This window comes from Klebsiella sp. PK01 (genome assembly GCF_057624675.1).
Genome location: NZ_JBYEZM010000003.1, coordinates 86,620 through 99,632, shown reverse-complemented (window position 1 = coordinate 99,632; position 13,013 = coordinate 86,620). Strand labels below are relative to the sequence as shown.

Annotated in this window: 10 protein-coding genes and 5 tRNA genes; 13 read left to right on the top strand and 2 right to left on the bottom strand. The window is 55.6% G+C overall.

The genetic code is table 11. From position 1 onward, the window contains the following. The first annotated feature begins 248 nt into the window (after positions 1-248). From alaS to AC22LX_RS10040, 13 genes are all read left to right on the top strand, one after another. Positions 249-2,876 carry an alanine--tRNA ligase gene (gene alaS / locus AC22LX_RS10100; protein WP_045395419.1) on the top strand — a complete coding sequence of 876 codons (2,628 nt, stop codon included), beginning with the start codon at positions 249-251 and terminating at the stop codon, positions 2,874-2,876. 363 nt (positions 2,877-3,239) lie between these two features. Then, complete coding sequence (gene csrA / locus AC22LX_RS10095) at positions 3,240-3,425, top strand: carbon storage regulator CsrA (protein ID WP_000906486.1); 186 nt, start codon at positions 3,240-3,242, stop codon at positions 3,423-3,425. Positions 3,426-3,762: 337 nt separating this feature from the next. Next, a tRNA-Ser gene (locus tag AC22LX_RS10090) sits at positions 3,763-3,855 on the top strand. Positions 3,856-3,859: 4 nt separating this feature from the next. Then, a tRNA-Arg gene (locus AC22LX_RS10085) sits at positions 3,860-3,936 on the top strand. A gap of 282 nt (positions 3,937-4,218) precedes the next feature. After that, positions 4,219-4,295 (top strand) — tRNA-Arg (locus AC22LX_RS10080). A 189-nt stretch (positions 4,296-4,484) separates the two neighbouring features. Further along, positions 4,485-4,561 (top strand) — tRNA-Arg (locus AC22LX_RS10075). A 189-nt stretch (positions 4,562-4,750) separates the two neighbouring features. After that, positions 4,751-4,827 (top strand) — tRNA-Arg (locus tag AC22LX_RS10070). A gap of 294 nt (positions 4,828-5,121) precedes the next feature. After that, on the top strand, positions 5,122-5,436 hold the full coding sequence (locus AC22LX_RS10065; RefSeq protein WP_015370060.1) for a BON domain-containing protein: 315 nt from the start codon (positions 5,122-5,124) through the stop codon (positions 5,434-5,436). 125 nt (positions 5,437-5,561) lie between these two features. Next, positions 5,562-6,128, top strand: a complete 567-nt coding sequence (gene yqaB, locus AC22LX_RS10060; protein WP_045395223.1) for a fructose-1-phosphate/6-phosphogluconate phosphatase — start codon at positions 5,562-5,564, stop codon at positions 6,126-6,128. Next, positions 6,125-6,553: a YqaA family protein gene (locus tag AC22LX_RS10055; protein ID WP_045395221.1), complete on the top strand. Its 429-nt coding sequence runs from the start codon at positions 6,125-6,127 to the stop codon at positions 6,551-6,553. Before yqaB ends, AC22LX_RS10055 begins: the two co-directional genes overlap by 4 nt. 66 nt (positions 6,554-6,619) lie before the next feature. Continuing rightward, complete coding sequence (gene gshA / locus AC22LX_RS10050) at positions 6,620-8,176, top strand: glutamate--cysteine ligase (RefSeq protein ID WP_045395218.1); 1,557 nt, start codon at positions 6,620-6,622, stop codon at positions 8,174-8,176. Positions 8,177-8,339: 163 nt separating this feature from the next. Then, positions 8,340-8,855: an S-ribosylhomocysteine lyase gene (gene luxS / locus AC22LX_RS10045; RefSeq protein ID WP_015370064.1), complete on the top strand. Its 516-nt coding sequence runs from the start codon at positions 8,340-8,342 to the stop codon at positions 8,853-8,855. 48 nt (positions 8,856-8,903) lie between these two features. Beyond that, positions 8,904-9,671, top strand: a complete 768-nt coding sequence (locus AC22LX_RS10040) for an AraC family transcriptional regulator (RefSeq protein ID WP_045395217.1) — start codon at positions 8,904-8,906, stop codon at positions 9,669-9,671. On the opposite strand, the gene leuA is transcribed toward AC22LX_RS10040, so the two are convergent. Further along, complete coding sequence (leuA, locus tag AC22LX_RS10035) at positions 9,668-11,326, bottom strand: 2-isopropylmalate synthase (protein WP_487333968.1); 1,659 nt, start codon at positions 11,324-11,326, stop codon at positions 9,668-9,670. The two genes, AC22LX_RS10040 and leuA, sit on opposite strands and share 4 nt — an antisense overlap. A gap of 137 nt (positions 11,327-11,463) precedes the next feature. Further along, on the bottom strand, positions 11,464-13,002 hold the full coding sequence (gene emrB, locus AC22LX_RS10030) for a multidrug efflux MFS transporter permease subunit EmrB (protein WP_045395214.1): 1,539 nt from the start codon (positions 13,000-13,002) through the stop codon (positions 11,464-11,466). Positions 13,003-13,013 lie beyond the last annotated feature (11 nt).

Below are 13,013 nucleotides of genomic sequence, written 5' to 3'. Positions count from 1 at the left end.
ATCGGGGATTTTACTTCCCTCTAAAGAAAACTTATCTTATTCCCACTTTATTCCGTCGGGCCGCTGCTTGTGATTGCATAATCAGCGTCCAGGGCGATTATTCCTTATACACAAAATCATTCAAGCTGCATCACGGCGGCAAGAGAGAACAGCTTCTGGGGCGTACGTGAGTTCACTACCGGGAGAGGACGTTCCGCCAGGTCAGAGGCGACTTGAAGGATGAAGTGTAGCTTGATTTCAGGATAATTATGAGCAAGAGCACCGCTGAGATCCGTCAGGCGTTTCTCGACTTTTTCCATAGTAAGGGACATCAGGTAGTTGCCAGCAGCTCCCTGGTGCCGCACAACGATCCGACCCTGCTGTTTACCAACGCCGGGATGAACCAGTTCAAGGATGTCTTCCTTGGCCTCGACAAACGTAATTATTCGCGCGCGACCACCGCGCAGCGTTGCGTGCGTGCGGGCGGTAAACACAACGATCTGGAAAACGTCGGTTACACTGCGCGCCACCACACCTTCTTCGAAATGCTGGGCAACTTCAGCTTCGGCGATTACTTCAAGCAGGATGCCATCAAATATGCATGGGAACTGCTGACCGGTGAGAACTGGTTCGCCCTGCCGAAAGAAAAACTGTGGGTTACCGTTTACGAGACCGATGACGAAGCTTTCGACATCTGGGCCAATGAAGTGGGCGTTCCGCGCGAGCGTATTATCCGCATCGGCGACAACAAAGGCGCGCCGTTTGCTTCTGATAACTTCTGGCAGATGGGCGATACCGGTCCGTGCGGCCCGTGCACCGAAATCTTCTTTGACCATGGCGATCACATCTGGGGCGGCCCTCCGGGAAGCCCGGAAGAAGATGGCGACCGTTACATTGAGATCTGGAACATCGTCTTCATGCAGTTCAACCGTCAGGCTGACGGTACCATGGAGCCGCTGCCGAAGCCGTCCGTTGATACCGGTATGGGGCTGGAGCGTATTGCCGCTGTTCTGCAGCACGTTAACTCCAACTATGACATCGACCTGTTCCGCAATCTGATTGCGAGCGTGGCGAAAGTCACCGGCGCGACCGATCTGACTAACAAGTCGCTGCGCGTTATCGCCGACCACATTCGTTCCTGCGCATTCCTGATTGCTGATGGCGTGATCCCGTCGAATGAAAACCGCGGCTACGTGCTGCGTCGTATCATTCGCCGCGCGATTCGTCACGGCAACATGCTGGGCGCGAAGGACACCTTCTTCTGGAAACTGGTTGCTCCGCTTATCGACGTGATGGGCGCCGCCGGTGAAGAGCTGAAACAGCAGCAGGCTCTGGTAGAGCAGGTGCTGAAAACCGAAGAAGAGCAGTTTGCGCGCACACTGGAGCGCGGACTGGCGCTGCTGGACGAGGAACTGTCGAAGCTTAAAGGCGACACGCTGGACGGCGAAACCGCCTTCCGTCTGTATGACACCTATGGCTTCCCGGTTGATCTGACGGCGGACGTCTGCCGCGAGCGCAACATCAAGGTTGACGAAGCAGGCTTTGAAGCCGCGATGGAAGAGCAGCGCCGCCGCGCGCGCGAGTCCAGCGGTTTCGGCGCTGACTATAACGCGATGATTCGCGTTGACGGCGCATCGGAATTTAAAGGCTACGATCATCTGGAACTGAACGGCAAAGTGACTGCGCTGTTCATCGACGGCAAAGCGGTTGATAGCGTCAGCGCGGGTCAGGATGCGGTTGTAGTCCTCGACCAGACGCCATTCTATGCGGAATCCGGCGGTCAGGTAGGCGATAAAGGCGAACTGAAAGGCGCTGGCTTCTCCTTCACGGTCAGCGATACGCAGAAGTACGGCCAGGCTATTGGTCATATCGGTAAAGTCGCCAGCGGTTCCCTGAAAGTGGGTGACGCGGTGCAGGCCGATGTCGATCAGGCTCGCCGTCAGCGTATTCGTCTCAACCATTCCGCGACGCACCTGATGCACGCGGCGCTGCGCCAGGTTCTCGGTACCCACGTGGCGCAGAAAGGCTCGCTGGTTAACGATAAAGCGCTGCGTTTTGACTTCTCGCATTTTGAAGCGATGAAGCCGGAAGAAATTAGAGCGGTGGAAGATCTGGTGAACGCCCAGATCCGCCGTAACCTGGCTATCGAAACCAATATCATGGATATCGATGCCGCGCGTGAATCCGGCGCCATGGCGCTGTTCGGCGAGAAATACGACGATCGCGTTCGCGTACTGCGGATGGGCGATTTCTCCACCGAGCTGTGCGGCGGTACTCACGCAGCGCGTACCGGTGATATCGGCCTGTTCCGTATTACCTCTGAATCCGGTACCGCCGCAGGCGTGCGCCGTATTGAAGCGGTGACCGGCGAAGGGGCGATTGCCAGCCTGCATGCGCAGAGCGATCAGCTCAGCGATATCGCCCAGCTGCTGAAGGGCGATAGCCACAGCATCGGCGATAAAGTTCGCGCGGCGCTTGAGCGTACCCGTCAGTTGGAAAAAGAGCTGCAGCAGCTGAAAGAGCAGGCTGCGGCGCAGGAGAGCGCTAATCTCTCCAGTAAAGCGGAAGAAATTAACGGTGTTAAGCTGCTGGTTAGCGAGCTGGCCGGCGTTGAGCCGAAAATGCTGCGTACCATGGTTGATGATCTGAAAAACCAGCTCGGTTCGACGGTCGTTGTATTAGCTACGGTAGCGGATGGTAAGGTTTCTCTGATTGCAGGTGTGTCTAAGGATGTGACAGACCGCGTGAAAGCAGGGGAGCTGGTTGGTATGGTCGCCCAGCAGGTGGGCGGTAAAGGGGGCGGTCGTCCGGATATGGCGCAAGCCGGCGGTACCGATGCGTCTGCTCTCCCTGCTGCGTTAGCCAGTGTGAAAGGCTGGGTCAGCGCAAAACTGTAATAACTATAAACGCATTTACCCTAAATAATTCGAGTTGCAGGAAGGCGGCGACGCAGCGAATCCCCAGGAGCTTACTCAAGTAAGTGACTGGGGTGAGTGAGGAAAGCCAACATACATGCAACTTGAAGTATGACGGGTATAGGTGCCGTAACCTGATGGGAGCGGCATCTTGCGTCATAAGTACTGATAACGATAAAGTCGGGTTGAAGTTGTGTAGATCGGCTAAACTTAGGTTTAACAGAATGTGATGCCGTGACTGCTTACACCGCGAGGTGTTTGTCATCGCTTACTTTTTGGCGTTATATGATGGATAATGCCGGGATGCGAGAGACCCGACTCTTTTAATCTTTCAAGGAGCAAAGAATGCTGATTCTGACTCGTCGAGTTGGTGAGACCCTCATGATTGGAGATGAGGTCACTGTGACAGTTTTAGGGGTTAAGGGTAACCAGGTACGTATTGGTGTCAACGCCCCTAAAGAAGTCTCTGTACATCGTGAAGAAATCTACCAGCGTATCCAGGCTGAAAAATCCCAGCAGTCCAGTTACTAAGCTTTCCGCGCCTCGCTTTATTGTGAGGCGCATCCCTCCGGCGGTCGTTTTTCTCTTTTCTTCTCCTTTTTCTTCTCTCGCGACATCCTCTCTTTTGTTTTTATTCGCCGTGCGTCATTTTTCGTTGTCGCTTTTGAGTGGCCGTAAAGGGCTATTTCCTGTTGATAAAATACTCTTTTTGCCGTTTTTGCAGGCTAATTGCGCGTGAAGTGTGCAAACGGAAAAAGCTCTCGAAAAATTGTTTGACTTATAAGTCTCAGAAAGTAATATGTGCGCCATCGCAGCGACGAAGAGCAGAAACAAGTTCTTCGAAGCACTCGCAAGAGGCGTGTTGTGTGGTGAGGTGGCCGAGAGGCTGAAGGCGCTCCCCTGCTAAGGGAGTATGCGGTCAAAAGCTGCATCCGGGGTTCGAATCCCCGCCTCACCGCCATTTTGCATCCGTAGCTCAGCTGGATAGAGTACTCGGCTACGAACCGAGCGGTCGGAGGTTCGAATCCTCCCGGATGCACCATCTTCTCTTGGGTAACAGCGATATCGTTGTTGCAAAGTTTGCGAAATTATCGCCAACACCAGGGAGGATAACGTTGAGTAAACAACGGCCCGTAGGGCGAGGCGCAGCCGAGTAATCCTCCCGGATGCACCATCTTCTCTCTGTAAACAGAAAGAAGAACGCTGTGAAAGCAGCGGCCCGCAGTGCGAGGCGTAATCGAGTCACTCTACCGATTACTCCATCATACTCAGTGTGGCATGTGTTAGTTGTGACACTGACGCGTAGTAAAGCAAGTTTCCCGATGCATCCGTAGCTCAGCTGGATAGAGTACTCGGCTACGAACCGAGCGGTCGGAGGTTCGAATCCTCCCGGATGCACCATATTCTCCTTAGTAACAGCAATATCGTTGTTACATGGTCTGCGAAATTTTCGTCAGCACCAGGGAGGATAACGTTGCGTAAGCAACGGCCCGTAGGGCGAGGCGTAGACGAGTCATCCTCCCGGATGCACCATTCTTGCCTGATTCTGAATTATTCAGATGAATTCTGTAGTAAACTAGTTATTCCGATGCATCCGTAGCTCAGCTGGATAGAGTACTCGGCTACGAACCGAGCGGTCGGAGGTTCGAATCCTCCCGGATGCACCATATTCTCCTTAGTAACAGCAATATCGTTATTACATGGTCTGCGAAATTTTCGTCAGCACCAGGGAGGATAACGTTGCGTAAGCAACGGCCCGAAGGGCGAGGCGCAGCCGAGTAATCCTCCCGGATGCACCATCTTCTCGCCATGAGATTTGCAACAGAATAACCTCGCAGTTAAATAGCTTTCCCGATGCATCCGTAGCTCAGCTGGATAGAGTACTCGGCTACGAACCGAGCGGTCGGAGGTTCGAATCCTCCCGGATGCACCATATTCTCCTTAGTAATAGCAATCTCAATGTTGCATGGTATGCGAAATTATCGCGAGTACCAGGGAGGATAACGTTGCGTTAGCAACGGCCCGTAGGGCGAGGCGCAGCCGAGTCATCCTCCAGGATGCACCATCTTCTCTTCAATAAAACTCTCCAATTTTCATCTCCTCAGTACGACGCATTTTATCTCCTCGATAATCAACACATTTCTTATTGGCAAGTCGCTCTTTCCACTATAATTTATCCCTGTAGATCTACCTGAACCGGGTGTGATGAATGCAAGGAGAGAAATCAATGAAATGGTTCAAAGCAATACCTGCCTTTTGCGCAACGCTTCTGGTCGCCGTATCTCTGGCAGGCTGTGCCGGATCGTCCACCAAAGAAAGCACCGGCGGTTATATTGACGATACCGTGGTAACCACCAAGGTTAAAAGCGCGCTGTTTAACGAAAAAGATATCAAATCCTCAGAAATTAGCGTGCAGACCTTTAAAGGCCGCGTACAGCTGAGCGGTTTTGTATCGTCGGCTGAGAGCGCTAAACGTGCGGTAGAGGTCACCCGTCGCGTACAGGGCGTGCGCGTGGTTGAGAACGACCTGCGAATCAAATAAAGCGATTTTTGCACTCCCTAATTACTTAAGGCGCCTGCGGGCGCCTTTGCGGTCTCTGGCCCCCCGCGACAAAACCCGCCTTTTGCGATACAGTAACGTTTCCTTATCCTGTTTGTGAGAACACGATGTACCAACGTTACGCAGGACTGATTTTCGATATGGATGGCACCATCCTCGATACCGAGCCGACGCATCGTAAGGCATGGCGTGAAGTATTGGGCCGTTACGGTATGCGTTTCGATGAACAGGCCGTGGTCGCGCTCAACGGTTCTCCAACCTGGCGTATTGCCCAGGCGATCATTGAGCTGAATCAGGCTGATTTAGATCCGCATCGTCTGGCGCAGGAAAAAACTGTGGCCGTTAAAGCGATGCTGCTGGATAGCGTGCGCCCGTTACCGCTCATTGACGTGGTAAAGGAGTGGCATGGCCGTCGCCCGATGTCGGTCGGCACCGGTAGCGAAAGCGCCGTCGCCGAAGCGCTACTGGCGCATCTCGGCCTGCGCCACTACTTCTCCGCGGTGGTGGCTGCCGATCACGTGACGCAACATAAACCTGCGCCAGATACCTTCCTGCTATGCGCGGAGCGCATGGGCGTCGCGCCGGAAACCTGCGTGGTCTTTGAAGATGCCGACTTCGGTCTGGAAGCGGCGAAGCGCGCGGGTATGGATGCTGTGGATGTGCGTCTGTTGTGAGCGACGCGCTGTCGCTCCTGTCGCTTTTTGCCAGCAGCTTTTTAAGCGCCACTTTACTGCCCGGCAACTCGGAAGTGTTGCTGGTTGCTATGCTTCTTACGGGGGCAAGTCAACCGTGGCTGCTGGTATTAATAGCAACAATCGGCAATAGCCTTGGAGGGGTAACTAACGTTATTCTGGGGCGCCTGTTTCCGCTGCGCAAGCAGTCGCGCTGGCAGGAGAGGGCAACCGGCTGGCTTAAACGCTATGGCGCGGTGACATTATTATTGAGCTGGGCGCCTGTTATAGGCGATTTGCTGTGTTTACTGGCGGGATGGATGCGCATTTCCTGGGGACCAGTGCTCTTTTTTTTATGCCTTGGTAAGGCGTTGCGTTATATCGTCATTGCGGCGGCAACCCTTCAGGGCATGACGTGGTGGCACTAATTGGACTGATTGTTCAACCATTACAATTATGCTAATTCAAACGATTTCGACAGGCGGGAGGTCAAATTGATCCCGGATGTATCACAGGCGCTGGCCTGGCTGGAAAAAAATCCGCAGGCGCTGCAAGGCATTAAACGTGGGCTTGAGCGCGAAACGCTGCGCGTTAACGCCGACGGCACGCTGGCCACTACCGGCCATCCTTTAGCTTTAGGTTCGGCGCTGACCCATAAATGGATTACCACTGATTTTGCCGAAGCCCTGCTGGAGTTTATTACCCCAGTGGATGGCGATGTCGATCATATGCTGACTTTCCTGCGCGATGTGCATCGCTTCACCGCCCGCCAGCTCGGCGACGAGCGGATGTGGCCGCTGAGCATGCCGTGCTATATCGCGCCGGGTCAGGAAATTGAACTGGCGCAGTACGGTACCTCTAACGTTGGCCGTCTGAAGACGTTGTATCGCGAAGGGCTGAAAAACCGCTACGGCGCGCTGATGCAAACCATTTCTGGCGTGCACTATAACTTCTCGCTGCCGATGGCGTTCTGGCAGGCCAAGTGCGGCGTGGAAGACGCGGAAAGCGGCAAAGAGGCGATCTCGGCCGGTTATTTCCGCTCGATTCGTAACTACTACCGTTTCGGTTGGGTAATTCCGTACCTGTTCGGCGCGTCGCCGGCGATTTGCTCCTCGTTCCTGCAAGGCAAACCGACGACTCTGCCGTTTGAGAAGGCCGGAAACGGCATGTACTACCTGCCATACGCCACTTCTCTGCGTCTTAGCGACCTCGGTTATACCAATAAGTCGCAAAGCAATCTCGGAATTACGTTTAACGATCTGCACGAGTATGTGGCAGGATTGAAGCGGGCGATTAAAACGCCATCGGAAGAGTACGCTAAAATCGGGCTTGAGAAAGACGGTAAGCATCTGCAGATCAACAGCAATATTCTGCAGATTGAAAACGAGCTGTACGCGCCGATTCGCCCGAAACGGGTGACCCGTAGCGGTGAAACGCCGTCCGATGCGCTGCTGCGCGGCGGCATTGAGTATATCGAAGTGCGTTCGCTGGATATCAACCCATTCTCGCCGATTGGCGTGGATGAGCAGCAGGTGCGCTTCCTCGATCTGTTTATGGTCTGGTGCGTACTGGCCGATGCGCCGGAGATGAGCAGCAGCGAACTGCTGTGTACCCGTACTAACTGGAACCGGGTGATTCTTGAAGGCCGCAAACCGGGCCTGACGCTGGGGATTGGCTGCGAAAGCGCGCAGTTCCCGCTGGCGCAGGTGGGTAAAGATCTGTTCCGTGATTTACGTCGCGTGGCGCAAACGCTGGACAGCATCCACGGCGGCGAGGCCTATCAACAAGTGTGCGATGAGCTGCTGGCGTGCTTCGACGATCCGGAATTAACGTTCTCAGCGCGCATTCTGCGTTCTATGATTGAAGAAGGGATTGGCGGTACCGGGCGTAAGCTGGCTGATGAGTATCGTACGATGCTGCGCGATGAACCGCTGGAAATTTTAAGCGAAGATGATTTTATCGCCGAACGTGATGCGTCGGTCGCGCGACAGAAGAAAGTGGAAGCGGAAGATAGCGAGCCGTTCGAGGCACTTTTAGCACGACACGCGTAGTAAAAAGCGCTACAAAAGAAAAAGGCCACATCACTGTGGCCAAACTTTCATCTCTGATTCAGGGATGATGATGATAATAAATGCGCGTCTTTCATATACTCAGACTCGCTGTTGAACGAAGAGTTCATTTTATTTTAAAAAAAATCACTATCGGAGGTGAAGAATGCCGTTGTTAGATAGTTTCACAGTCGACCATACCCGAATGGAAGCGCCTGCGGTGCGCGTCGCGAAGAAAATGAACACGCCGCACGGCGATCAAATCACCGTTTTCGATCTGCGATTCTGCGTACCGAACCAGGAAGTGATGCCGGAGCGCGGCATTCATACTCTGGAGCACCTGTTTGCTGGTTTCATGCGCGATCACCTGAACGGTAATGGCGTGGAAATTATCGACATCTCTCCGATGGGCTGCCGTACCGGTTTCTACATGAGCCTGATTGGCACGCCGGAAGAGCAACGCGTGGCAGATGCCTGGAAAGCGGCGATGGCTGACGTGCTGAAAGTCAAAGATCAGAATCAGATCCCTGAGCTGAACGTCTACCAGTGCGGAACCTACACCATGCACTCGCTGGAAGAAGCGCAGGATATCGCCCGCCACATCATTGAGCGCGATGTTCGCATCAACAGCAACGATGAGCTGGCGCTGCCGAAAGAAAAACTGCAAGAACTGCACATCTAGTGCGCCTGCGTCGGCCCGGCTATCGCGTCGGGCCGCTCTTCGCCTATCATGTCGACAACGCTCTCCTTTTCCTTCCAGCACCGCGCGCTGGTGCCATTTGCCCATGATTACGCTCACGGCGATAGCGAACCGATGCATTGCCACGACTGCGCTCAGTTATTGCATATTCTCAGCGGCGTGGTTCGGGTGGAAACGCCGGTCGGGTTCTGGGTCGTACCGCCGGGGCGCGGCGTCTGGCTACCGGCACATACGCCGCACGCGTTACGTATAACCGGCAATGTGGCCGCGCGGACGCTATTTATCGATCCGCTGGCCCGTGCCGATCTGCCCTCTACCTGCCAGATCGTACAGATCTCACCGCTGCTGCGTGAGCTTATCGTCGCGTCGCTGTCGCTGGAAGAGCGCTATTTCCCCGGGACTCGCGACGAACGTATCTATGAGCTGATGCTGGATGAAATTCGTGGAATGTCGGTATTACCGTTCGGTTTGCCGGAACCGCATAGCGATAGCCTGCGTCGGTTGTGCCAGCGAGTGCGCGAAGCGCCCGGTGAGCCGTGGAGCAGCCGTGAGGCGGCGCAAGCTGGCGGAATGAGCGAGCGTACGCTGAACCGCCATTTTCAACAGCAGACCAGCCTGACCTGGAGCGAATGGGTGCGCCGGGCGAAGCTGATGGAGGCGCTGGTTCGCCTGGCGCAGGGGCAGTCGGTGCTAAGGGTGGCGCTGGATCTGGGTTACGGCAGCCACAGCGCTTTTAGCGCCATGTTCCGCCGGGTCATGGGGACCGCGCCCAGCGACTATTTTCGCCCGTTGGATTAATCCCTGGCGTGAACGGCATTACACAACGCCTGTAACGAGGCGCGGGCAACGTCATTATCAATGCCTACGCCCCATCGACTTTCGCCATTGGCAAAGACGCAGCGAATATAGGCAACGGAGCGGCTGTCGCTGCGCGCCCCAAGGGTATGCTCGTGGTAATCCTTGATAACGAAATGACGTTTTAACAGCGCGCTCAGGCCGTTGGCGGCGGCGGATAACAAACCGTTCCCGCGTCCGTTCAAGCGGCGGGTTTCGCCATTCATCCACAGCGCAGCCTGTAACGTCAGTTCGCCATCCTGCTGGCCGTCGCTCTGATAGTCGAGTAACGCCAGCGTCGGCTGCGCCAGCAGGCCGTAACGGCTGCGAAACAGCTGCCATAACGCGTTATGGGTCATTTCTTTACCATGGCTATCCGTTTCTTGCTGAGCGTACTGGCTGAAGTCCTGCTGCAACGCTCGCGGCAGCTTAAGACCGTGGTTCTGCTCAATCAGCCATGCGCTGCCGCTTTTACCTGACTGGCTGTTAACGCGGATCACTGCTTCATAGCTGCAGCCGATATCCTGTGGATCGATAGGTAAATACGGCATTTGCCAGCGATCTCCCGGCTTACGGGCATCAAACCCTTTTTTAATGGCATCCTGATGCGAACCGGAAAAGGCGGTGTAGGCCAGACTGCCTGCCCAGGGATGCCGTGGATGTACCGGGAGCTGGTTGCAGTTCTCGACGATCTCCACTACCCGATTCATCTGCGTAAAGCGCAACTGCGGATCCACGCCCTGGCTATAGAGATTCATCGCCAGCGTGACCAGACAGACGTTGCCGGTGCGCTCGCCATTGCCGAACAGACAGCCTTCCACGCGATCGGCGCCGGCCATCACCGCCAGTTCGGCGCTGGCGACGCCGGTACCGCGATCGTTATGCGGATGCACGCTGATACACACATCCTGGCGGCGCGAGAAGTGGCGGCAAAAATATTCAATCCGATCGGCGTAGACGTTCGGCGTGTTGACTTCGACCGTTGCCGGAAGATTAATAATCATTGGCCGTTCGCCGCAGGGCTGCCAGATTTCCGCCACCGCTTCGCAGATTTCAAGGGCGAATTCCGGCTCGGTAAAACAGAAGGTTTCCGGTGAATATTCATATTGCCAACGGGTGTCCGGCTGCTGTTCGCAATGCTGACGAATAAGCCGGGTGGCGCGAGTGGCGAGCTCGATCACTTCGGCCTTTTCCATGCCGAAAACCAGCTCGCGAAACAGCGGCGCGGTGGCATTGTAGAGATGGATAGTTGCCTGTCGGGCGCCGCGCAGCGCTTCAAAGGTTCGCGCTATGAGTTCTTCCCGCGCCTGAGTCAGTACCTGAATGGTGACATCTTCAGGGATGCGCTGCTCGTCAATCAGCTGGCGCACAAAGTTGAAGTCGGTTTGCGAGGCGGAGGGGAAGGCGACCTCTATTTCTTTAAAACCGCACTCAAGCAACAGATCCCAGAACTGCAGCTTGCGTGCGGCATCCATCGGTTCGGCCAGCGCCTGGTTGCCGTCGCGCAAATCGGTGGAAAGCCAGCGCGGCGCGGTAGTGATTTGCCGCTCGGGCCAGCGGCGATCGGGCAGGGTGATAGGTGGATAAGGGCTGTATTTTTCGCAAGGATTGGTCAGCATGATGTTCTCCTGTAGTCGGAGCTTTATCCTGCATGACATAACCCATCGGCGGCTTTAGCGAAATGGACAGAAGCTAGCGCGAAATGGACAAGGTCGCGGCAATAAAAAAGGGACCCGTAGGTCCCTTTTGTTGATACTTAGTGCGCGCCTCCGCCACCGCCGCCGGCGCTGAACGGCGGCCTGGCGAACCACACCAGGCTTAGCAGAAGGATAAAGATCCCCGCTGAGACCCAGAAGATTTCGTTGGCGGAGATAATCAACCCCTGGTTGGTTATCTGCTGGGCAATCCAGCCGGAAGCCTGTTGCTGGGTCATTCCCATACCCTGTAGTTGATCGTACATCTGCTGGGCGTTGGGGTTGAACGGCGTCACCGACTCGGTGAGCTGCGCATGGTGCAGCGCCTCGCGGTTGGTCCACATGGTGGTGGTAATTGAGGTACCGATGGAACCGGCAAGGGTTCGGGTAAAGTTCGACAAGCTCGATGCCGCCGCCAGCCGCTCCGGCGGGAGGCCAGAGAGAGTGATGGTGGTCAGCGGCATGAAGAAACAGGCCACCGCAAAGCCCTGGATAAACTGCGGCCAGGCCGATGCGCCAAAGTCCATTCCCGGTTCGAAGGTCCACGCGCGCCAGTAGAAGCACACCGCATACATAATAAAGCTGAAGGTCACCAGCCGCCGCATATCGAGCTTATGGGCAAAGCGGCCGATAATCGGCGACAGAATGACCGGGATCACCCCGACCGGCGCCGAAGCCAAACCGGCCCAGGTGGCGGTGTAGCCGTATACCTCCTGTAGAAGCTGCGGCAGCAATACAATGGCGCCGAAGTAGAGCATATAGGCCAGACTGATACACAAGCAGCCGATGGTAAAGTTACGCGACTTAAACAGCGACAGGTCGACTATCGGGTTATCGTCGGTCAACTCCCAGACGATGAGGAAACTAATCGCCACCACCGCCACGATGGTCAGGATGATAATCTCGTTGGAAGCGAACCAGTCGAGCTCTTTACCGCGGTCGAGCATAACCTGCAGGCTGCCGATCCCGATAATCAGCAGCGCCAACCCGACGCCGTCGATACGCCGCTGTTCGGTGCGGGTTTCGCGGCCGCGCAGGGTTTGCAGCGTCATGAGAACCACCGCCACGCCAATCGGCACGTTGATGAAGAAGATCCAGCCCCAGTGGTAGTTATCGCTGATATAGCCGCCGAGAATCGGGCCGCAAATCGGCGCGACGATGACCGTCATCGACCACAGCGCCAGCGCGATTGAGCGCTTCGCTGGCGGGTAGTTGCTGAGCAGCAGACTCTGCGATAGCGGGATCAGCGGACCGGCGACGATCCCCTGAATCACGCGGAAGAAAATCAGCATCGTCAGGCTATTTGACACCCCGCAGGCCCAGGAGGCGATGGCGAATGCCACCGTCGACCAGACGAAGAGTTTCACTTCGCCGACGCGCTTAGCCAGCCAGCCGGTAATTGGGATGGAGATAGCGTTCGCCACCCCAAACGAGGTGATGACCCAGGTCCCCTGACTTAGCGACGAGCCAAGGTTACCGGCAATGGTCGGAATAGCCACGTTGGCGATAGTGGAGTCCAGCACCTGCATGAAAGTCGCCAGCGACAGCGCAATGGTCATGATGACCAGTTGCGCGCCTTCGAGCGGTTTTTGCTGTTGCATTACGCTCACCC

Excerpts from the sequence above, each read along its gene's own strand:
- emrB (WP_045395214.1), bottom strand. The coding sequence starts at position 13,002 with ATGCAACAGCAAAAACCGCTCGAAGGCGCGCAACTGGTCATCATGACC.
- luxS (WP_015370064.1), top strand. The coding sequence starts at position 8,340 with ATGCCGTTGTTAGATAGTTTCACAGTCGACCATACCCGAATGGAAGCG.
- alaS (WP_045395419.1), top strand. The coding sequence starts at position 249 with ATGAGCAAGAGCACCGCTGAGATCCGTCAGGCGTTTCTCGACTTTTTC.
- AC22LX_RS10040 (WP_045395217.1), top strand. The coding sequence starts at position 8,904 with ATGTCGACAACGCTCTCCTTTTCCTTCCAGCACCGCGCGCTGGTGCCA.
- AC22LX_RS10065 (WP_015370060.1), top strand. The coding sequence starts at position 5,122 with ATGAAATGGTTCAAAGCAATACCTGCCTTTTGCGCAACGCTTCTGGTC.
- leuA (WP_487333968.1), bottom strand. The coding sequence starts at position 11,326 with ATGCTGACCAATCCTTGCGAAAAATACAGCCCTTATCCACCTATCACC.
- csrA (WP_000906486.1), top strand. The coding sequence starts at position 3,240 with ATGCTGATTCTGACTCGTCGAGTTGGTGAGACCCTCATGATTGGAGAT.
- yqaB (WP_045395223.1), top strand. The coding sequence starts at position 5,562 with ATGTACCAACGTTACGCAGGACTGATTTTCGATATGGATGGCACCATC.